Origin of the sequence: Streptomyces capitiformicae, from assembly GCF_002214185.1 — a bacterium.
GTDB lineage: Bacteria > Actinomycetota > Actinomycetes > Streptomycetales > Streptomycetaceae > Streptomyces > Streptomyces capitiformicae.
The window spans coordinates 170,770-190,505 of record NZ_CP022161.1 but is presented as its reverse complement, the minus strand read 5'-3'; the positions used below and the strand labels follow the sequence as shown (position 1 = coordinate 190,505).

16 protein-coding genes and 2 pseudogenes are annotated in these 19,736 nt (G+C 71.0%); 11 read left to right on the top strand and 7 right to left on the bottom strand.

From position 1 onward, the window contains the following. Nucleotides 1-32 precede the first annotated feature (32 nt). Complete coding sequence (locus CES90_RS00740; RefSeq protein ID WP_189782028.1) at nt 33-605, bottom strand: MarR family winged helix-turn-helix transcriptional regulator; 573 nt, start codon at nt 603-605, stop codon at nt 33-35. An 856-nt stretch (nt 606-1,461) separates the two neighbouring features. On the opposite strand from CES90_RS00740, the gene CES90_RS49175 reads away from it, so the two are divergent. From CES90_RS49175 to CES90_RS00715, 4 genes and pseudogenes are all read left to right on the top strand, one after another. Then, nucleotides 1,462-1,887, top strand: coding sequence for a response regulator transcription factor (locus CES90_RS49175; protein ID WP_229913701.1), 426 nt, complete (start codon nt 1,462-1,464; stop codon nt 1,885-1,887). Nucleotides 1,888-1,897: 10 nt separating this feature from the next. Further along, complete coding sequence (locus CES90_RS00730; protein WP_189782029.1) at nt 1,898-2,437, top strand: flavoprotein; 540 nt, start codon at nt 1,898-1,900, stop codon at nt 2,435-2,437. Between the two features lie 378 nt (nt 2,438-2,815). Continuing rightward, nucleotides 2,816-3,490: a sensor histidine kinase gene (locus tag CES90_RS00720; protein ID WP_229913702.1), complete on the top strand. Its 675-nt coding sequence runs from the start codon at nt 2,816-2,818 to the stop codon at nt 3,488-3,490. Then, nucleotides 3,487-4,150 (top strand): annotated as a pseudogene (locus CES90_RS00715) (response regulator). The gene CES90_RS00720 and the pseudogene CES90_RS00715 overlap by 4 nt, the downstream one beginning before the upstream one ends. Nucleotides 4,151-4,173: 23 nt before the next feature. Here the strand turns inward: CES90_RS00715 and CES90_RS00710 are convergent. Next, complete coding sequence (locus CES90_RS00710; protein ID WP_189782030.1) at nt 4,174-4,965, bottom strand: phytanoyl-CoA dioxygenase family protein; 792 nt, start codon at nt 4,963-4,965, stop codon at nt 4,174-4,176. Between the two features lie 64 nt (nt 4,966-5,029). Here CES90_RS00710 and CES90_RS00705 point away from each other — a divergent pair, with 64 nt between their 5' ends. Further along, nucleotides 5,030-5,971, top strand: coding sequence for a helix-turn-helix domain-containing protein (locus CES90_RS00705; RefSeq protein ID WP_189782031.1), 942 nt, complete (start codon nt 5,030-5,032; stop codon nt 5,969-5,971). Between the two features lie 75 nt (nt 5,972-6,046). On the opposite strand, the gene CES90_RS00700 is transcribed toward CES90_RS00705, so the two are convergent. Beyond that, nucleotides 6,047-8,461: a SpoIIE family protein phosphatase gene (locus CES90_RS00700; protein WP_189782032.1), complete on the bottom strand. Its 2,415-nt coding sequence runs from the start codon at nt 8,459-8,461 to the stop codon at nt 6,047-6,049. A gap of 124 nt (nt 8,462-8,585) precedes the next feature. On the opposite strand from CES90_RS00700, the pseudogene CES90_RS51855 reads away from it, so the two are divergent. From CES90_RS51855 to CES90_RS00670, 5 genes and pseudogenes are all read left to right on the top strand, one after another. After that, nucleotides 8,586-10,279, top strand: a pseudogene (locus CES90_RS51855) (discoidin domain-containing protein); the annotation flags it as partial. Between the two features lie 221 nt (nt 10,280-10,500). Continuing rightward, nucleotides 10,501-12,744, top strand: coding sequence for a glycoside hydrolase family 9 protein (locus tag CES90_RS00685; RefSeq protein WP_189782033.1), 2,244 nt, complete (start codon nt 10,501-10,503; stop codon nt 12,742-12,744). A 134-nt stretch (nt 12,745-12,878) separates the two neighbouring features. Then, nucleotides 12,879-13,124, top strand: coding sequence for a hypothetical protein (locus CES90_RS00680; RefSeq protein ID WP_189782034.1), 246 nt, complete (start codon nt 12,879-12,881; stop codon nt 13,122-13,124). A 3-nt stretch (nt 13,125-13,127) separates the two neighbouring features. After that, nucleotides 13,128-13,505, top strand: a complete 378-nt coding sequence (locus CES90_RS00675; protein WP_189782035.1) for a toxin Doc — start codon at nt 13,128-13,130, stop codon at nt 13,503-13,505. A gap of 543 nt (nt 13,506-14,048) precedes the next feature. Beyond that, complete coding sequence (locus tag CES90_RS00670) at nt 14,049-15,938, top strand: RICIN domain-containing protein (protein ID WP_189782036.1); 1,890 nt, start codon at nt 14,049-14,051, stop codon at nt 15,936-15,938. A gap of 25 nt (nt 15,939-15,963) precedes the next feature. On the opposite strand, the gene CES90_RS00665 is transcribed toward CES90_RS00670, so the two are convergent. Beyond that, nucleotides 15,964-17,133 carry an alpha-hydroxy-acid oxidizing protein gene (locus tag CES90_RS00665; protein WP_189782037.1) on the bottom strand — a complete coding sequence of 390 codons (1,170 nt, stop codon included), beginning with the start codon at nt 17,131-17,133 and terminating at the stop codon, nt 15,964-15,966. A 121-nt stretch (nt 17,134-17,254) separates the two neighbouring features. Then, a complete protein-coding gene (locus CES90_RS00660; protein WP_189782038.1) occupies nt 17,255-17,950 on the bottom strand; it encodes an alpha/beta fold hydrolase in 696 nt (231 codons plus the stop codon). 330 nt (nt 17,951-18,280) lie between these two features. Between CES90_RS00660 and CES90_RS00655 the strand changes: the two genes are divergently transcribed. Then, on the top strand, nt 18,281-18,715 hold the full coding sequence (locus tag CES90_RS00655; protein ID WP_189782039.1) for a protease inhibitor: 435 nt from the start codon (nt 18,281-18,283) through the stop codon (nt 18,713-18,715). A gap of 208 nt (nt 18,716-18,923) precedes the next feature. Here CES90_RS00655 and CES90_RS00650 read toward each other — a convergent pair whose 3' ends face one another. Next, nucleotides 18,924-19,115: a hypothetical protein gene (locus CES90_RS00650; protein ID WP_189782040.1), complete on the bottom strand. Its 192-nt coding sequence runs from the start codon at nt 19,113-19,115 to the stop codon at nt 18,924-18,926. Between the two features lie 64 nt (nt 19,116-19,179). Next, on the bottom strand, nt 19,180-19,614 hold the full coding sequence (locus CES90_RS00645; RefSeq protein ID WP_189782041.1) for an STAS domain-containing protein: 435 nt from the start codon (nt 19,612-19,614) through the stop codon (nt 19,180-19,182). Nucleotides 19,615-19,736: the final 122 nt, after the last annotated feature.

Below are 19,736 nucleotides of genomic sequence, written 5' to 3'. Positions count from 1 at the left end.
TTGCACCGCGCGCCCGCGCGCCGTGCGGCGGATCAGGCCTTCGGGCGGCGACCGCTGCGGCGCGGTGCGGGCTCGGCGCCGTTCAGCAGGGTCCGGCGGCGCTCCTCGCCGTGCTCCTCGACCTGGAGCACGACCGTGCGGAGCCCCTCCGCGAGGCTCCGGCACTCGGCGTCGCTCAGCCCCGCGGTGACGAACGCCTCCTCCTCGTTGAACTCCGGGAACACCCGCCGCATCAGCTCCTCGCCCTGGTCGGTGAGCGCCAGCAGGACCAGCCGGCCGTCGGTGGGGTGGTCGGACCGCCGCAGCAGGCCACGCGACTCCAGGGTTCGCGCCACGCCCGTGAGCGTGCCCTTGGAGATACCGGCCTCCTCCGCCACGTGCCGGGTCTCGGACTCGCCCCACACCCAGACGACCCACAGCACCACGAAGGCGGTCCAGGTGAGGTCGGAGCCGCGCAGCACGGAGTTCTCCAGGTGCTGCCGTACCGCCGAGGCGGCCCGGTAGATGTTCGCCACCGCGGCCATCTGCTCCCGGCGGATCGGAAAGCCCCCGAGCTTCGCCGCGGCGAGCTTCTCGGCTTCGGTGATGGATCGTTGGCCGGGCACGGGCCGCCCCCTCGTTCGTTCGGACAATTGGTCGTTCGGACTCAAATTGTACGGAGGTCCCGCGGACGCTCAGCGCTCGAAGACGACCCCGCCGTCGAACACCGTCATGTCGACCTCGACCCGAGTGATGTCACGAGGGTCCAGATCCAGCAGTTTCGGAGCCGCCGGGGCCGAGGCCGGGCTCTGTGTAGCTGGTGATGCCGCGCGAGTGGAGTTCGGCGGATCGTTGCGTCATGTCAGTCAGATGGCTGGGCCAGGGTTGGGCGGGCCGGTGTGTCACGGCCGGGTGGACGTCTGGGCGTTGACCCGGCGGACTGGTGTGTCACGGCCGGGTGGACGTCTGGGCGTTGACCCGGCGGGACCCGTGCGCCCCGGTCGGCCAGGCCACTGTGCCACGACCCGGCGGCCCCGTGCGCCCCGGTCGGCCAGACCGCTGGGTCACGACCCGCGCGTACTCCCGCGTCCGGTCCGGTACCCGCGCGTATTCCCGCGTCCGGTCCGGTACCCGCGCGTATTCCCGCGTCCGGTCCGGTACCCGCGCGTATTCCCGCGTCCGGTCCGGTACCCGCGCGTATTCCCGCGTCCGGTCCGGTACCCGCGCGTACTCCCGCGTCCGGTCCGGTACCCGCGCGTACTCCCGCGTCCCGCCCGGCACCCCCGGCGGACCCGCGCCCTCCCGGCCGGCCCGCTGAACCATGTCCCATCGGCCGCCTGCGCCACAGGCCGGCGGACGGCTGCACCACAGCCCGGCCAACCCGGCGTCACGGATCGGTGAATGTCTTGCCACTCATCGCCGGGGCCATATTGTTAGGACCCAAAAGACCTGCATGGTCTCGGGCCGGCCCGGGAGGCTCGTGTGCTCGACCACCACCAGATCGCGGCGGCCACCCGCATCGGCATGAGCCTGCTCGTCGCCGACGAGGCCATAGACGTCCCGGGGCTGGACCCGGCCGAAGTCGTACGCCAGGCGGTCCTCGTGCACGAGGCGCCCGTCCCGCTGCCGTACGGCCTCAGCCCGCGTGAGCTGGAGGTGCTCACCAGGGCGGCCACCGGCCAGACCAACCAGGCCATCGCGCAGGCGCTGTTCCTCTCCCCGCGTACCGTGCACACACACGTCGAACACCTGCTGCGCAAGACCGGCGCGGCCTCACGTGCCGAGGCCACGGCCCTCGCCGTACGGGGCGGGCTGCTCCGGCCGACCGCCGCGGACGTAGAACGCTTCGTCGAGAGAACAGTCGAGAGGACACAAGAGACCACCCGGAGGCTGAGCCCGGTTCAGTAGGGTGCGGCGGGTGACCACGAAACCCTTTCTCTACGTCGTCGTCTGCGCCGCCGGCATCGCCGTCGAGGTGAACAAGCTGATCACGGCGGCTCAGGAGTGCGACTGGGAGGTCGGGGTCATCGCGACGCCCGTCGCCATGGGCGGCTTCTTCGACACGGCGGCCGTCGAGGCGCAGACCGGCCGCCCCATCCGTTCCGCCTGGCGGCGGCCGGGCGACCCGCGCCCCTTCCCGCCGCCGGACGCCGTCGTGGTCGCGCCCGCCACCTTCAACACCGTCAACAAGTGGGCCGCGGGCATATCCGACACCCTCGCCCTGGGCACTCTCTGCGAGGCGTACGGCCTCGGCGTCCCCATAGCCGTACTGCCCTGTGTCGCCGACGCCCTGGCCGTACACCCGGCCTACCGCGCGAGCCTTGAGCGGCTGCGCGGCATGGGCGTCAGGTTCGGGGACCCGTACTCCGGCGAGCCCCAAGAGGACGGCGGGCGCCGGGAGTTCCACTGGGAACGAGCCCTGGAACTGCTGGGGACCCGCGTTCAACCGAACGGTTGAACCGGTCGTCGGCATACGGGCGACGCGGGCCCCCCTTCCCGGCCGGAGACTTGCGGCGCCGTCGTAGCGGCGACGCAGTACAGATCACGCCGTACAGGTCACGCCGCGGAAAGGACTTCCCCCACCCGTGGCCCGCGACTTCAGCAGGCGACGCATCCTCACCACCGGAGCGGGCGCCGCCCTCGGCGGACTCGTCGCCACCGCTGCCGCGCAGGCCGCTCCCGCCGCGCTCCCGCCGCGCGCACGCCAGACCGTACCGGCCTCTCGGCCGGTGCCGAGGAGACCCGTTCGCTCGACGACCTGTACCGCGACGCTGTCGCCGAGGGCGGCAAGCTCGTCATCTACGCGGGCGGAGACACCTCCACCCAGCAGGACTTCATGGCCAATGCCTTCCGCAGCCGCTTCCCGGACATCGACCTGACGGTCGTCGTGTACTACAGCAAGGTCCGCGACTGGGATCGCCGCCCGGACCTCGCCAGGACCCAGGTCCGCACGGTCGTGGACGCGCTCGGCGCCAACCTCGCCGAGACCCGCACCACCATCCGCGACCTCACCCCGCCCGCACTGCAGCACGACGACCTCGCGGCCGCGCTGCGCTCCCTGTGCGCCCGTGATGGCGCCGACGTCGTCCGGCACAGCGGCGATCGCGGTCCCGGCGGCGCCGGCGACACGGACACGCCCGCACGGGTGTTGTTCCGCACCGAGGGCGAACCCGGCGAACTGTTCCCGGCCGGCGCCGCCGCTCTGCTCCGCGTCGCCCAGGGCCTCCTGGCCAACCCCCGCGAACACGCCCGCGCCGGCCACGTCTGGGTCACTCTCGACCACCGCGACGACGCCAGGGTCACGGTGGAGGTACGCGACGACGGCAGGGGGTTCGACGTCGCGTCGGCGATCAGCCCGAGGCCGAACGACCGCGGCCTCGGGCTGATCGCCGGCCGGGAGCGCCTCGGCGCCCTCGGCGGATCGCTCACCATCCGCAGCGCACCCGGACACGGCACGCTCGCCCGCGCCACCCTGCCCCTGAACACGCTCGCCCTGGCGGGCTCCCGGTGACCCACACCCCCGCCACGCCGCTCCGCGTCCTGATCGTGGACGACCACGCCGTCGTACGCGCCGGGCTGCGCGCCCTGCTCACCGGCGAACCCGGCTTCGACGTCATCAGCGAGAGCGGCGACGGCGAAGAGGCCGTACGCCTCGCCGCCCGGCTCCGCACCGACGTGGTCCTCATGGACCTCCGGCTGACGGACGACTCGGCCCCCGGCGACCGTGTGAACGGCCTCGACGCGACCCGGCGCATCACCGTCGGCACCCCGGACACCCGTGGTCGTCCTCACCAGTTACGGCAGCCAGGGCGACGTCGTACGGGCGATGGAGGCCGGAGCCCGCGGTTACATCCTCAAGGCGGGACCGCCCGAGGAACTGTTCCGCGCCGTGCGCGCCGCGGCCGGTGGAGGCATGGCGCTCGCCCCGGAGGTGGCCGGACACCTCGCCGATCCCCTGGCCGATCCGGGAGCCGCCCTGACCGAACGGGAGATCCAGGTCGTACGGCTGCTGGCCCGGGGCCACAGCAACCGGGCGATCGCCGCCTCCCTGTACCTGACCGAGGCGACGATCAAGACCCACTTGGTCCGCGTCTACCGCAAGCTGGGCACGGAGAACCGGGCGAGCACGGTGTCCGAGGCCGTCCGGCGTGGGCTGCTCGAACTGGGCTGATCCGGTGGGCATGGCTCAGGCGGTCAGTGAGCGCCCGCCGGCTCGAACTCGGTGCCGCACGGGCCCGCGCCCTCGCTCTCCGGCAGGGGGACGGGTTCGCCGCTCATCGTCAGCGTGTCGTAGTAGCGCCCGATGCGCTCGGTGGAGCGGCCCACATAGTGGCCGATGAAGGAGCGGCGGAAGCGGTCGGTGGTGCGGTTGGGCTGGGAGCCGTGCACCAGGCTGCCGTTGAAGAAGAGGACGTCGCCCGGCGCCATGTCGACGGGGACGGCGGTCAGACCGGGCGGTGGCGGTACGTACTCGCGCACGAAGGACAGTTCCTCGTCCGCCTGCTCCGGGCAGAACAGGTCCATGCGATGCGTCCCCGGCACGACCTCCAGACCGCCGTTGTCCCGGTCGATCACATCGCAGGCGATCCACGCCGCGACACACGTGCCCGGTTCCACCCGCAGATAGAAGTTGTCCTGGTGCAGTGCCTGCCCCCGGGCCCCCGGCGGCTTGAAGTAGAACATGCTCTGCGCGGCCAGGACCTCCTCCCCGAGCAGCTCTTCGAGGATGTCCCGCAGCCGCGCGTCGAGAAGCACGCGCAGCGACAGGTCGTCGATCCGGTGGGGGTGCATCACGCGAGGGTAGACATGCAGCGGGTCGGCGGCATCGGGGTCGGAGGTACGGGGCTGGAAGTGCCCCGGTATCGGGCCGCCCGCCCGGAGGGCGGCGAAGCGGTCGCAGAGCTCCTCGACCTCGGCGGTGGTGAACAGCCCCCGCACCACCAGATAGCCGTTCTCCTCGAACTCGACCTTGCCTGAGGCTGTCATCCGCGCGTCCCTTCTCACCAGGCTCCACTGTGTCTCACGCTAGGTCCGAGCGCCTTCCGGGAGGATGCCTGTGCGTGCTGATGACTTGCCCGAAACTGCTGCACCCGCCGAGCCTGACACTGCCGCACCCGCCGATCCGTCCCCTCCGCCGGGCCAGGTGATCATCGGCCGCTTCGACGCGCGGCCGCCGTACGCCGTCAACCGGCCGCGCGGCGCGGACAGCTGGCTCTTCACCTGGACCACGGGCGGCGGCGGACTGCTGCGACAGGGCGCGGCCGAGGCGGGATCGTCCCCCGGTGACCTCGTGGTCCTCGGGTCGGGCGTGCCGCAGCACTACGGCGTCGGCCCCGGCGCCGGGCACTGGGCGTTCTGGTGGGTGCACTGCCAGCCGAGGGCGTCCTGGACGACATGGCTGCGCCCGTACGAGACCGGCGACCGGCTGTACGTCGTCACCCGGGCCCCCTATGGCATCCGTAAGCGCGTCAGCGCGGCCTTCCGCCGGATGCTCGCCGACGCCCGCTGGACCGGCGACGGCACACCACCGCCGCCCGAGGCCGATCCCGGGGACGGTGAGATCGCCGTGGCGCACGGGGTGGCGGCCCGCGAGCTCGCCCTGTGCTCACTGGAGGAGGTCGTGCTGCTCGCCGCCGCCCGGGCCGAGCCCCGCCGGTCGGGGGTCGACGCCAGGGTCCGGCGGGCCCAGGACCTGATCACCGCGGACCCCGGCGCCCCGCACACCGTCCACTCCCTCGCCGAACGGGTCTCGCTCTCCCCGTCCCGTTTCGCCCACCTCTTCACCGAACAGCTCGGCCACTCCCCGATGCGCGCCCTCCGCCACGCCCGCCTGCTGCACGCTGCCCGGCTCCTGGAGGCGACCGAACTGCCCGTGGAACGGGTCGCCGCCGCTTCCGGGTTCGGCAGCCCGTACCACTTCAGCAGGGCGTTCCGGGAGCGCTACGGGGTGCCGCCGGGCGCGTACCGAAGCGGAGTACGCGGCGACGGCTGACCCACCGGGAAGGCGGCCATGGACGACTACGGAAGGCAGGGCAGGCTACGGATGGCCCCCACTCCGTCGCCCGTCTCACTCCTCCGACAAAGTCAGCTCCGCCCAGATCGTCTTGCCGTCCTCCGTGTGCCTGCTGCCCCACCGCTGGGTCAGCTGGGCCACCAGCAGCAGCCCGCGCCCGCCCTCGTCTAAGGTCTTGGCCCGGCGCAGATGCGGGGCGGTGCCGCTGCCGTCCGAGACCTCACAGATCAGCGTGGTGCCGTCGTGGATCAGCCGCAGCTGGATCGGCGGGGCGGCGTGCCGGATCGCGTTGGTGACCAGCTCGCTGACCACCAGCTCCGCCGTGAACGCGGCCTCGCTGATGCCCCACAGCGCCATCTGCGTGAGCACATACTGGCGGGTGCGGGCGACGAACGCCGGGTCGGCCGGTATCGCCCAGGTCGCCACCTGCGCGGCCTCGAGCCCACGGGTACGGGCGAGGAGCAGCGCCACGTCGTCGGGGGCGCCGTTCGCGGGCAGCAGGCAGTGGACGACCTCCTGGCAGATGTCGTCCAGTGAGCCCTTGCGGCCGGACAGGGCCCTGGCCAGCAGCTCCTGACCGGCGTCGATGTCCCGGTCCCGGGTCTCGATCAGCCCGTCGGTGTACAGGGCGATGACGGTGCCCTCGGCCAGTTCGAGCTCGGCGGATTCGAAGGGCAGCCCGCCCAGGCCCAGGGGCTGTCCCGAGGGCACATACACCTTCATCGGCCGGCGGTCCGGGTCCAGCACGACCGGCGGCGGATGCCCGGCGCGGGCGAAGGTGCAGCGGCGGGTCACCGGGTCGTACACGGCGTACAGGCAGGTGGCGCCCACCTCACCGGTCACGCCCTCGCTGCCGGCCTCCGCCGAGAGCCGTACGACGAGGTCGTCGAGGTGGGTCAGGAGCTCGTCCGGGGCCAGGTCGACGTCGGCGAGGGTGCGGACGGCGGTGCGCAGGCGCCCCATGGTCGCGGAGGCCTGGACGCCGTGCCCGACGACATCGCCGACGACCATGGCGACCCGCATCCCGGAGAGCGGGATCACGTCGAACCAGTCGCCGCCCACCCCGGCCTGCGCCGCCGGGAGGTAACGCGAGGCCGCCTCCAGGGCGGGCATGTGGGGGAGGGTCTGCGGGAGGAGGCTGCGCTGGAGGGCGAGGGCGGTCTCGCGTTCGCGCGAGTAGCAGCGGGCGTTGTCGATACAGACGGCGGCACGGGCCGTGACCTCCTCGGCCAGCAGCTCGTCGTCCGAGGTGAACGGGTCGACCCGTTTGAAACGGGTCAGGACGGCCACCCCGAGCGTCGTGCCCCGGGCCCGGATCGGCACCGACATGGTCGTGTGGACGCCCAGTTCCTTGGCCCGCGCGCTGCGCAGCGGGTCCCAGGCGAGCCAGTCCGCGAGCGTGTTGGCCGGGTCCGTCGCCACGATCGTGTGCCCGACCGTCAGGGAGGCCGCCTGCGGTGAGCCGACCGGGTAGACATCGGTCCGGCCCAGCTCGACCACGGCCTCGGGGCACCCCGGGTTGATCGACTGGTGGGCGGCACGGCGCAGGGTGAACGGTGCCGAGAGCGGGCCCTCGTGCGGTTCGTCGCCGTGGTCGAGGGCCTCCATGAGGTCGACGCTGACGAAGTCGGCGAGGGCGGGCACGCAGACGTCGGCCAGTTCCTGGGCGGTGCGTCCGACGTCGAGGGTGGTGCCGATGCGGATGCTCGCCTCGTTCACCAACTGCAGCCGCTGGCGGGCCAGGTACTGCTCGGTGATGTCGTGCCCGGTGACACAGACCCCGATCGGCACTCCGGCGTCGTCGGTGAGCGGGGCGATCGCCGCGGACCAGGCGTGGGCCCTGTTCTCGTCGGCGGCCCGCAGAAAGGTCTGCACGTCCTTGCGCCGGCCCAGGGTGAGCACCTCGCGCAGATGCTGCTCCAGCTTCGCGCCCTGCCGTCCGCCCACGATCTCGGACATGTGCAGCCCTCGGAGGTTCTCCTCCGGCATGCCGACGGCGTCCTCCATCACGGCGTTGATCCCGCGCAGCCGGAGCCGGTCGTCGAAGACCGCCATGGCGCACGGCGACTGGACCATGACAGCCGCCGCCAGCGGATCGTCCCGTACCAGGGGCCCGGGATCGTCGAGCGGGCAAAGAATGAGCCAGCCGCCGCTGCCGTCGCCGTCCTTCGGCCCCCGGTGATGGGCGAGCAGCCACGCCGACACCGTACGGCCGTCGCGGTGACGCAGCGCGAGCGTCCCGCTCCAGCTGAGGCTGCCCGATGGCGGCGGCATGAAAGAGGCCCCCGGGGCCAGCAACTCCTTGGCCGGATGCCCGACGACCTCCCCGGCGGGCCAGCCCAGCAGCCGTGTCGCCCCCTCGTTCCACTCGACGACCGTGCCGTCGCCGTCCATGACCGCCCGCGCCGTGGCGGCACCGTCCAGGGCATACGCAGGTGCATCACCGTGCGTTACCTTGCGGCTCCTCATCGTCGCGAGTTCCATTCAGCCGGACCGAACGGGTTTACGGGTGAATTCAAGCCTAGGTGCTCCGCCGGGAAAGCGGACCGGAAACCGCATCCCCGCGGGCTTCGCCCTCCCCGTGTTCGCCGGCGGCATCTACCGCGAGGCACGCCTGGTCGTCACCGAGCCCGTGCATGTGGCCCGCTGGGGCACGTACGTCACCACGCCGGACATCACCGAGGAGCGCGCCGTCGTCCGGGTGTGGACCTCCGTGGGTGAACGCCTCAGGCAGTGCCACGGACGTCGAGGTCGCCTCGCGTGTCGTCGACCCCCGTGGCCGTACCGTCGCCCGCACGTCCTCCACGGTGGCCGTCACCGACACGGCGGCCGAGACCCACGAACTGACCGTTGCCGACCCGAAGTTGTGGGACTTATCGGCCCGCACCGCTACACCCTCAGAACCGAGCTGCGCGTCGGCGGCAGCACGACCGACATCTGTCGCACCACCTTCGGCATCCGCGCCTTCCGCTTCGACCCTGACGAGGGCTTCCCCCTCAACGGCGCCTATCACAAGATCAAGAGTGTCGACCTCCACCACGACCTGGGCGCGCTCGGCGCCGCCGTGAACGCCGACGCCATCCGCAGACAGATGACGATCAGGAAGTCGATGGGTGTCAACGCCTTCCGCACCTCGCACAATCCGCCCTCGCCGGAGACCACCGAGGCGACCGGCGACGACAAGACCTTCACCGACGGCCCCTACCCCGGCAGCTACACCAGCCCCAACGGCAGCGCGGCCAAGCTCCACCTCACCTGGAAGGTGCCGTACGCGCCGGGCGAGTTGAAGGCGGTGGCACGAAGCGGCGGCAGGGTCGTCGCCACCGACGTCCTGCGTACGGCCGGTGCGCCGCACGACCTGAAGATGACGGCACGGGTGGAAGGCATGCGCGCCGGGAAGACGATCGTGCGCGTCACCCCGGCCCGCTCGCAGGCGTCCACCCTGGCCGCCGAGTTCGCCCCGACCACTCGGAAGCGGTCACCCACCGTTCCTTTGGACTGAGTGGGAGTGAGTCCGATCAGCCGCGCGCCCCGAACGGTCTTGGGCGTACTGGTCCCCGGCGTACTCGACCCCGGGGCGGCGACACGGATCCTGTCCGTGGTCCGGGCCCGGGAGGCCCCCGCGGCCGGAGGCCGCTGATGAACGCTGCCCTACGCGACCTGGCCAGGTGGGTACGGCCAGAGGCGACGGGGAGGCCCCGAACCATCACTCCGGTGGAGCGGGGGCCCCGCACACTGGCGCCGTACCCGGCGTCCCAGATCGCACGGTCACCGTGGCCCGAACAGCCCAGGACACCGCAAGCACAGAAGCCGACCATCACACGATCGTGTCAAACCGTCCTCGTTCACGCTCCCCGGCGAGCAGCTGACAACCCCTTCGCGGACGCCAGTTACTCGGGGCGCCCCGACACCCTCCCCGCCGCCATGCTCGACGGTGACCCCGCCACCGGCTGGTCCAACGGTTTCCTCAAGGCGGCCACGGCCCTGTTGCCCGCGTTCAGCGGGCCGCGGCCCGAGGACTGGGTGTCGGTCGACTGGGGGCGGCCCGGCACGGTCGACCGGGTCGAGGTCTCCTTCACCGTCGACGCGGGTCACACGCTTCCCGAGACCGTCGAGGTCGAGGTGTGGGACGGCAAACGGTACGTCCCCGCCGAGGGCGCGAAGATCGACTGGGCCACGGCCTCCGACACCCCCACGGTGATCACGTTCGCCCCGGTGCGCGGCACCCGGGTCCGGCTCACGATGACGAGCCGCCATCCGGGTGAGGCGCGCGGCGCGGTGCGGATCAGCAGGTTGGACGTCCTCGCAGTCTGAACACATGTGGCGCAACGCCAGCGGTCCGACTGCCGAGCGGCCGCTTCGGTCCGGACGGACAACATGTCCTGTCCGGACAGTTGACGGACCGTCAGGTCTCGAACAGCATGGCCAACGTCCGCATCTGGGAGCGCTCCCACGCCGTTGGCACCACCGCTACCGCTGTGCGCCCACCTCCCCCCGAGGAGACAGACGTGAAACGACGCGGAACCACCCTGCTCGCCACAACCGCCCTCCTCGCGGCCGCGCTCACCGCGCTGCCCACCGGCTCGGCCCAGGCCGAGGAGGTCGAACAGGTCAAGAACGGCACTTTCGACAGCACCACCGCGCCCTGGTGGACGACGAGCAATGTCACCGGCGGCCTGGCCGACGGCCGCCTCTGTGCCGACATCCCCGGCGGCACGGCCAACCGCTGGGACGCCGCGATCGGCCAGAACGACATCACCCTCGTCAAGGGCGAGTCGTACCGTTTCAGCTTCACCGCGTCCGGCGTGCCCCAGGGCAACATCCTCCGGGCGATCGTCGGCCTGTCGGTGGCGCCGTACGACACCTACTTCGAGGTGAGCCCCCAGCTGAACGTCTCGGGCGACTCGTACTCCTACACCTTCACCTCGCCCGTAGACACCGCCCAGGGTCAGGTGGGCTTCCAGCTCGGCGGCAACGCCGCCCCGTTCACGTTCTGCATGGACGATGTGTCGCTGCTGGGAGGGGTGCCGCCGGAGGTCTACGAGCCCGACACCGGGCCCCGGGTGCGCGTCAACCAGGTCGCCTATCTGCCCGCCGGGCCGAAGAACGCCACCCTGGTCACCAAGGCCACCGGGAAACTGCCCTGGCAGCTGAAGAACGGCTCGGGCGCCGTGGTCGCCCAGGGCCGGACCACCCCGCGCGGCGTGGACGCCTCCTCCGGGCAGAACGTCCATTCGATCGACTTCGGCTCGTACAGGAAGCGCGGTACCGGCTTCACGCTGGTCGCCGACGGGGAGACCAGCCGCCCGTTCGACATCGACCCGGGCGCCTACGAACGGCTCCGGCTCGACTCGTTGAAGTACTACTACACGCAGCGCAGCGGCACCCCGATCAGCGGCGAACTGCGCCCCGGATACGGCCGCGCCGCAGGTCACATCGATGTCGCACCCAACCGGGGTGACGGGAACGTGCCCTGCCAGCCCGGCGTCTGCGACTACACCCTCGACGTCACCGGCGGCTGGTACGACGCCGGCGACCACGGCAAGTACGTCGTCAACGGCGGTATCTCCACCTGGGAGGTGCTGAGCACCTACGAGCGCGCCCTGCACGCCCGCACGGGGGAGTCCAAGAAGCTCGGCGACGGCTCTCTGAACATCCCCGAGAGCGGCAACAAGGTGCCCGACCTGCTGGACGAGGTCCGCTGGCAACTGGAGTTCCTGCTGAAGATGCAGGTCCCGGACGGGCAGCCGCTCGCCGGTATGGCCCACCACAAGATCCACGACGAGCAGTGGACCGGCCTGCCCCTGATGCCGAGCGACGACCCGCAGAAACGGGAACTGCACCCGCCGAGCACCGCGGCCACCCTCAACCTGGCCGCCACCGCGGCCCAGGCGGCCCGCCTGTACCGCCCGTACGACCGCGCCTTCGCCGCGAAGACCCTCGGCGCGGCACGGACGGCCTGGGCGGCGGCCCTCGAACACCCCGCGAGGTACGCCTCCGAGAGCGACGGCATCGGCGGCGGCACCTACTCCGACACCAACGTCACCGACGAGTTCTACTGGGCGGCAGCCCAGCTCTACCTCACGACGGGGGAGCAGAAGTTCGCCGACTTCGTCCTCGGCTCCCCGGTGCACACCGCCGACATCTTCGGCCCCCTCGGCTTCGACTGGTCCAGGACGGCCGCCGCGGGCCGGCTCGACCTCGCGACCGTCCCGAACAAGCTGCCCGGCCGCGACAAGGTCCGCCAGTCCGTGATCAAGGGCGCCGACCGCTACCTGGACACCCTGAGGGCACACCCGTACGGCATGCCGTACGCGCCCGACCGCAATGTCTACGACTGGGGCTCCAACCACCAGATCCTCAACAACGCGGTCGTCATCGCCACGGCGTACGACATCACCGGCGCGTCCAAGTACCGCGAGGGCGCGCTGCAGAGCATGGACTACCTCTTCGGCCGCAACGCCCTGAACATCTCCTACGTCACCGGCTACGGCGACGTCGACGCCCGCAACCAGCACAGCCGCTGGTATGCCCGCCAACTCGACCCCGCCCTGCCGAACCCGCCCGCCGGCACCCTCGCCGGAGGCCCCAACTCGAGCATCCAGGACCCCTTCGCACAGAGCAAACTCCAGGGCTGCGTCGGTCAGTTCTGCTACATCGACGACATCCAGTCCTGGTCGACGAACGAACACGCGATCAACTGGAACGCGGCGCTGGCCCGGATGGCGTCGTTCGTGGCGGATCAGACCTGAGCGCCTGGACACCTGAGCGCGTTTCCGTGCGGCCGACGTCTTCGGGGCGTCGGCCGCACCTTTTCGGTACCGCTTTGCATCGCCTTTGACCTGCGAATATTTACGGGTAAGTACCCGCGCGGTACCGTTGGTGCATGCCAGCTCTGAATGTGGAGTTCAGCGACCGCGAGCTAGAGGACCTGCGGCAGATAGCCAAGGAGCGCGGTACGTCGATGAAGGCGCTCGTGCGCGAGGCGGCCGCGGCCGACATAGTGCGGCACCGGGCGCTGAAGGAGGGCGCCGAGGCCTTCCGGAAGTTCTTCACCACGCACGCCGACGAGTTCGCCGCCGCCTTCCCGGACGACGAACCCGCCGCCAAGGTGGAAGGACGGGCCGTCTGACCGATGGCTTCCGTCATCCATATCGACGTGCCCTGGCTGCTCCAGCGACACGAAGAGGTCCTGCCCGAGCAGCCCACGATCAACGACTTCTCCGCCCTGGTCGCCGCCGTGGCCCGGCACCGTGTCGACCCGCCTCGCCTCGGCGTCGACTCCGACCCGGCCTGGCGGGCCGCCGCGCTGCTGCACACCCTGGCGCTGCTCAAGCCCCTGCCGGCGGCCAATGTGCGCTTCGCGTGTGCGACGGCCGTCGCATACATGTTCGTCAGCGGTGTCGGTATCAATCCTCCGTACGGGGCCCTGGTCGACCTCGCGCGCGATCTCATCTCCGGGAAGACGGATGTGTACGGAGCGGCGGACCGACTGCGGTCCTGGCAGATCTGAAGGGCCCGCCCGGGGCCGCCGACCGAGGGCGGGAGGATCAAGGTCGGCGGCCCGTTTCGCGCGGGAGAGCCGCCGTTCCGCGCGGGGCCTTTCGAGCGGGCCGTTTTCAGTGAACAGCGAACGCCTGTGCGCCGGGAGCGTGCGCGGGCCACCGGGGTGTGCGCACGGTTCACACGGGGCGCTTGAGACTGCTTGAAACCTTGAATGCCAGAAGATCCGGAAGGCGCCGTCCGGTACATCGGAGGGCCTGATTCCGGTCATCTGACCTGCTAATGGTGATACGGATGTTGCCCAAGTGCCTTGTTAGCCACGAGTAACTTGTGCAAGGGTGAACATCCTGCGCAAGGGGCAATGGCCCGACTCGAAAGGCCAGTTGGCTTTCGGGTCGCCGAAGGGCCCAAAAGGCTCAAGGTCGATGGTCATCGTGCGGCTCGGTCCCCGGCCGCTTTCCCGGCGCCCGCCAAAAAGGTACGCACCAATCCAGGGCCCTTTTCGGCGGCCAACTCCGTGTGCCATCTTGTGCCTTGGAAGGAAACCCGCTCTGTGCACACCCCCCACCCTCCCCGCCCGACTTACGCTCCCGCTCCCGGACCGGTACCCGGGGAGTCGGACGAGACTCTCGCCGCCCGGCTGAGAGGCTGGCCGGAAGGCGGAACCGGCGACCCTGTCGCCCTGTTGATGGCACGGCACTGGCAGCCGACGTACGACTACGCGGTCATCTGCCTCGCCTCCGCGTCGGGCGTCGCCTCGATGGTCACCGCCACCGCGTTCCACCGGGTGCTGGACGGGCTGATGCGGGGCGAATCGGGCGTCGCCCTGCGGCCCCGGCTGCTCGTTACCGCACGGGACACCGTCAAGGACTGGTCCGCGGAAGACCGTATATCCGGTGTGCTGCCCGACTTGAAGAAACCCGCCGGAGGGCGCGGTATGCGGGCGGCGAAGTCCATGACGCCGGAAAATCGCAAGCTCATCGAGCGTTCTTTCCAGGCGCTCCCGGCCGTCTCCCAGTGCCTGCTCTGGCACACCGAGGTGGAAGCCGAAACGATAACCATACCCATTGGTCTGCTGGGTCTGGACGCCGACAGCGCGGTGGCCACCCTGGAACAGGCGCGCGACAAATTCCGTGAGGGCTGCGTCCGCGCCCACCGCGAACTCGCACCCTCCAAGGATTGCCGCTTCTACAACCGGCTCCTCGACGTGCCGATTCGCCGGGGCGGCGCCCTGCTGCCCGATGTCCAGCAGCATCTGCTGGAGTGCCGTTACTGCCGTTACGCCGCCGAGCAACTCAGCCATTTCGAGGGCGGGCTGGGCGGCGTCATCGCCGAGGCCGTGCTCGGCTGGGGCGCCCGGCGCTATCTCGACTCCCGGCCCGGCCGTATGCCGTACAAGGGCAGCTCAAGACGTCCGGGAAGCGGCGGACGCCACCGTCTGCTCTCCCAGATTCCCGCCCAGCGCCGCCGGATCATGTCCGGAACGCGCAAGCCCAGGGCGCTGCTCACGGTCGGCGTCAGCTCCGGCGCCCTGCTCGCCGCCGTCCTCGGTGCGGCCCTGCTCTCGGACGACGGCAGCGGTGCCGACCCCGCCGCCTCCACGAGCGCGTCCGGCGGTGTCGCCACCGCGCCCGACACCGGCGGCGACAACACCTCCACCGTCTCGCCGACCCCGCCCGCCATGGCCGGACGTCCCACGGCACCCCAGCAGACCCGGCTGCGCAACCAGGCAGCCGACCTGTGCCTCGACATCCAGGGCGGCGAGGCCGAGAAGGGCGCCTCGACGGAGCTGGCGGTGTGCTCCTCCGACTGGACCCAGAAGTGGTCGTACGAGGAGGACGGCCTGCTGCGCAGTGTCGCCAACCCCGAACTGTGCCTGGACTCCCAGGTCGACGCCGGTGTCGTCGTCCTCGGTGCCTGCGCCGACGAGGACTCCAAGCGCGGCGACGACGTGCGCTACGACTTCACCGTCCAGGGCGAGTTGCTGCCCCGGTGGAGCGAGGGGCTCGCCGTCGCGCCCATCGAGGCGGACACCGAGGCCGATGTCGTGGTGAAGGGCCGGGACAACTCCGGCGCACAGCGCTGGCTCACCGACGGCGTGGCGGCCAGCCCCGAGTCGCTGTCCGTCTCGGGTTCCGGGGCCCCCGGCACCGAGACCGAGCGGGTCACCGAGGAGCCGGACGCGGGCGAGGCCTCGCCGTCGCCGGATGCGAGGGAAACGGGCGATTCGGACGGCTCTGATGATTCGGGCGGCTCGGGCGACTCGGATGGTTCTGGGTCGGACGGCTCGTCGGAGGCGGAACAGGACGGCTCGATCATGTCGATAGGCGACGGCGCCGGCGCGGAGCCCGAGCGCGGTTCCGGTGCCGCATCCGGGCCGGACTCCCTCGCGCCACTGGTGACGCTCCGACTCGCCGACGTTCTTTCGGAGATCGACCTGTAGGGCGGTGGGTGAGGCCGGCGGGGCCTCACGCCGCTCCACCGTCGAGGCTGTCGGGACCGATCGTGCCGGGGCCGCGGTGCCCGGACAGGGCGAGGGTGAGGTCCAACTCGGCCAGCAGGCAACGGATGACGTGCTCCACACCCGCCTGGCCGTCGAGCGCGAGACCGTACGCATAGGGTCGGCCGACGAGCACGGCCCGGGCGCCGAGCGCGAGGGCTTTGAAGATGTCGTCGCCGGTCCGGACGCCGCTGTCGAAGAGGACGGTCAGCCGTTCGCCGACCGCCTCGGCGACGCGCGGCAGCGCGTCGGCGGCGGCCACACAGCCGGCCACCTGACGGCCGCCGTGGTTGGACACCAGCACCCCGTCCATCCCGGCGTCGGCGGCGAGACGGGCGTCGTCGGGATGCAGAACACCCTTGAGGACGATGGGCCCGTCCCACTGCTCACGCAGGAACGCCAGGTCGGGCCATGTCTTCCCGGGGTCCCCGAACATGCCCGCGAAGTGCATGACGGCCGCGTCGGGATCCTCGTGGACCGGCTTGGCGAGGCCCGCCTGGAACGCCGGGTCGGAGAAGTAGTTGGCGGTGCCCACACCGTGCAGGAACGGCAGATACGCCCGCTCCAGATCGCGGGGCCGCCAGCCGAGCATCGGCGTGTCGAGCGTGACGACGAGCACCGTGTACCCGGCGGTCCTGGCCCGGTTCAGGAAGCTCCGGGTGACCTCGCGGTCCTTGGCCCAGTACAGCTGGAACCAGCGTTCCGCGTCGCCCATCACCTCCGCGACCTGCTCCATGGGCGTGCTGGACGCCGAGGACAGGATGTACGGCACGCCCTGCGCGGCGGCGGCACGGGCGGCCGCGGGCTCCGCGTCCGGGTGCACGATCGACAGGACGCCGACCGGAGCGAGGGCCAGCGGCGCGGGCAGGGCGCGGCCCAACACCTCGACGGACAGGTCGCGTTCGGTGACGTCCCGCAGCAGCCGGGGCACGATCCGGTGGCGCTCCAGGGCGGCCCGGTTGGCGCGGGCGGTGCCGCCGTCGCCCGCGCCGCCCGCCACATAACCGACCGGACCGGCACCGAGCCTGTGCTCGGCCAGTTCCTCCAGCCGGGTCAGGTCGGTGGGCAGCCGGGGCACGGCCCCGGCCGTCCCGCCCAGGTAGATCTCGTACTGGAAGTCAGCCCAGTGCTTGGCCATCCGTCCGTACCGCCCCTCGCCGTCGAGAACGCGTCGCGTCGGGAATGCTCGCGTCGCCGACGATCCTGGCGAGTGCGGACGGTCCCGTCCAGCGTGCCGCACTCGCCGGAGGGGCCGAGGCTCAGCTTTCGGCGATCGATTCGTGCAGGATCCCGGCCAGTTCGCGCGGTCGCGAGAACATCGGCCAGTGCCCGGTGTTCATCTCGACCAGCCGCCAGCGGTCGCTCTTCAGGGCTTCGGCCACGGCGGGCAGGAACTCGTCGCCGTCCAGGAGGCACTTGATGTACGTCGCCGGGAGCTCGCCGATGGGGCGTGCGAGGACGGCGGGTTCGGTGAGCGTGGCACCCGGGTGGGCCGTCGATCCGGTGACGATGCGGTCGATCTGTTCGTCGGTGAGTCCCTGGCCCGCGTAGTAGGGTGCGCCGACGATCGGCCAGAACCCGCCGTTATCGGCTATCGACTGCCTCACCTCGTCGCTCGGCCAGCCCGAGAGAAACGTCTCCCCGTCGACCGGGACGTTCGCGTCGACGAACACCACATGTCTCAGCCGGTCGCCGATCCGCTCGGCGGCCTGGCCCACGGGCACGCCCGAGTAGCTGTGCCCGACCAGGACGACGTCTCGCAGCTCACGGCGCTCCACCTCCTCGACGATGTCCTTGACGTGTGTCTGCTGCCCGGCCGGTACGCCCTGCTTCTCGGCGAGCCCGGACAGCGTGAGCGGATGAACGTCGTGGCCGAACTCCCGCAGGTCGGCGGCCACCTCGTCCCACGCCCACGCACCCAGCCGGGCCCCTGCCACCAATACGAAGTGAGTCATGCCCGCAACGTAGTGGACGGCTCTGACAGTGGCTCGTCGCCGCCTTGGCGGAATGTTTCAGGCCGATTGCTCAGCCATGGCGATTCGGCCATCCGCGGTCGTCAGACGATCAAGAACCGCGCAGATTCGGGCCTCGCGTGTTCGAGTTCTGTGACTTCACGCCACTGATTCAATACTCAAAGTTACTGAAACCTGTGGGTCGGATGTGTGTTCCCGCGTCGTACCCGGCAGACTCACGTTCGCCGATCCGGCACCGAACGGACACGCTTCGTGCACAAGACAGCTGTGGCGAGGCGTCCGGTACTCCAGCAGAGCGGAAGGATGCACACAATGCCGAACACCGCGCGATGGGCAGCGACTCTCACCCTGACGGCCACCGCCGTCTGCGGCCCCTTCGCGGGCTCCGCGCTCGCCGCCCCCGAGCCCGGTGCGGCCGGGCTCTACGCCCCGTCCGCCCTGGTCCTGACCACGGGCCACGGTGAGACGGCCGCTGCCGTGACCCCCGAGCGCGCGGTCACTTTGACCTGTGTGCCGAAGTCGTCCGGCACGCATCCGGCCGCCGCCGAGGCCTGCGCCGAACTCCGGGTGAGCGGCGGTGACTTCGACGCCCTGACCGGCAGGGTCGGGGCGATGTGCAGCAAGCAGTACGACCCGGTGGTCGTCACCGTCCAGGGCGTCTGGCAGGGCAAGCGCGTCACGTACGAGCGCACCTTCGCCAACGAGTGCGTGAAGGACTCCGCCGCGACGGTCCTCTTCGCCTTCTGAGCCTTCTGAGCCTTCTGGGCCTTCTGGGCCTTCTGGCGAAGAGTTTCGAGACCGGGGTCGCGCGGACCCGCGAGTGATGAGCGAGGGCCCGTAACTGGGGAGTGCGAGCCCTGTCGCGGTGCGCCACGTGATCCCCGTCCGGGGGCCGGCCAGGCAGAGTGGGGCTGCGGCCGGCCCCCGGCATCATGCGGAGGTGAGAGTCAGGCGGTCACTCGGACGTGACGGTCCAGCGCCCGACCTGCTGATGGTCGGAGTCGTACAGAGGCTGCCCGTCCCCCGGTTTGATCTCGCAGTGCCGGAGGTTGCCGCCCCAGTACCGCAGGATGCGTTCCAACTCCAGGACAGTGGTGCCCTCGTCCCAGTCCGGGCTGTCCAGGTCGACTTCGAGAAGGAACTTCACTTCGCGCGTCTCCACTTCTGTAGGGCTCGGATTCCGCAAGCCCTTCAATCGTTTCATCGAACTGCTAGTTGAGACTTGGCGGTTGCGGGGAAGGAGGCGTGGGCGGAAGTCCCGGGAGTGGCGGAAAGCGGCCCAACAGACGTGCGGCACGCAGTAGCCGGTGGATGCGGGGCTGGTCGGAGACGAGACGCAGCCGACCGCCGCGCTGCCGGGCGAGGGCCTCGGCCCGGCACAGCACGCGCAGGCCCGAACAGTCGAAGAAGGCCACCCGGCGCAGATCGACGAGCACATCCGGTCGGTCACGTCCGGTGGTGGCGGCCGTCAGATGCTCGGCCACGAAGCCCGCCGACGCCATGTCGATCTCGCCCGACACCTCGACCACGGTGAAGGGGCCGACCCGACGGCTGCGCGCGTACGGGTTCACCGCCGCGAGCCCGGCTCCGGCGGAGGCCGCACTCTCGTGCGGACCCGCGGCACGGTCATGGGCATCCGGAGTCATGGCGGCTCCACCTGGTGAGGGGCAGGGCGCGTTCGGACTCGGTAGCTACCCCGACATGGTCGGGGCCATCCCTCTGTCACCGCTCGCAAGATCTACGGCACTCGAAAAGGTGAACTTTCGTC

What these genes read in the sequence shown, in the direction of transcription:
- CES90_RS00655 (WP_189782039.1), top strand. Translation starts at nt 18,281, where the DNA reads ATGCCGAACACCGCGCGATGGGCAGCGACTCTCACCCTGACGGCCACC.
- CES90_RS00710 (WP_189782030.1), bottom strand. Translation starts at nt 4,965, where the DNA reads ATGACAGCCTCAGGCAAGGTCGAGTTCGAGGAGAACGGCTATCTGGTG.
- CES90_RS00705 (WP_189782031.1), top strand. Translation starts at nt 5,030, where the DNA reads ATGCCTGTGCGTGCTGATGACTTGCCCGAAACTGCTGCACCCGCCGAG.
- CES90_RS00675 (WP_189782035.1), top strand. Translation starts at nt 13,128, where the DNA reads ATGGCTTCCGTCATCCATATCGACGTGCCCTGGCTGCTCCAGCGACAC.
- CES90_RS00680 (WP_189782034.1), top strand. Translation starts at nt 12,879, where the DNA reads ATGCCAGCTCTGAATGTGGAGTTCAGCGACCGCGAGCTAGAGGACCTG.
- CES90_RS00700 (WP_189782032.1), bottom strand. Translation starts at nt 8,461, where the DNA reads ATGAGGAGCCGCAAGGTAACGCACGGTGATGCACCTGCGTATGCCCTG.
- CES90_RS00660 (WP_189782038.1), bottom strand. Translation starts at nt 17,950, where the DNA reads ATGACTCACTTCGTATTGGTGGCAGGGGCCCGGCTGGGTGCGTGGGCG.
- CES90_RS00665 (WP_189782037.1), bottom strand. Translation starts at nt 17,133, where the DNA reads ATGGCCAAGCACTGGGCTGACTTCCAGTACGAGATCTACCTGGGCGGG.
- CES90_RS00645 (WP_189782041.1), bottom strand. Translation starts at nt 19,614, where the DNA reads ATGACTCCGGATGCCCATGACCGTGCCGCGGGTCCGCACGAGAGTGCG.
- CES90_RS00720 (WP_229913702.1), top strand. Translation starts at nt 2,816, where the DNA reads ATGGCCAATGCCTTCCGCAGCCGCTTCCCGGACATCGACCTGACGGTC.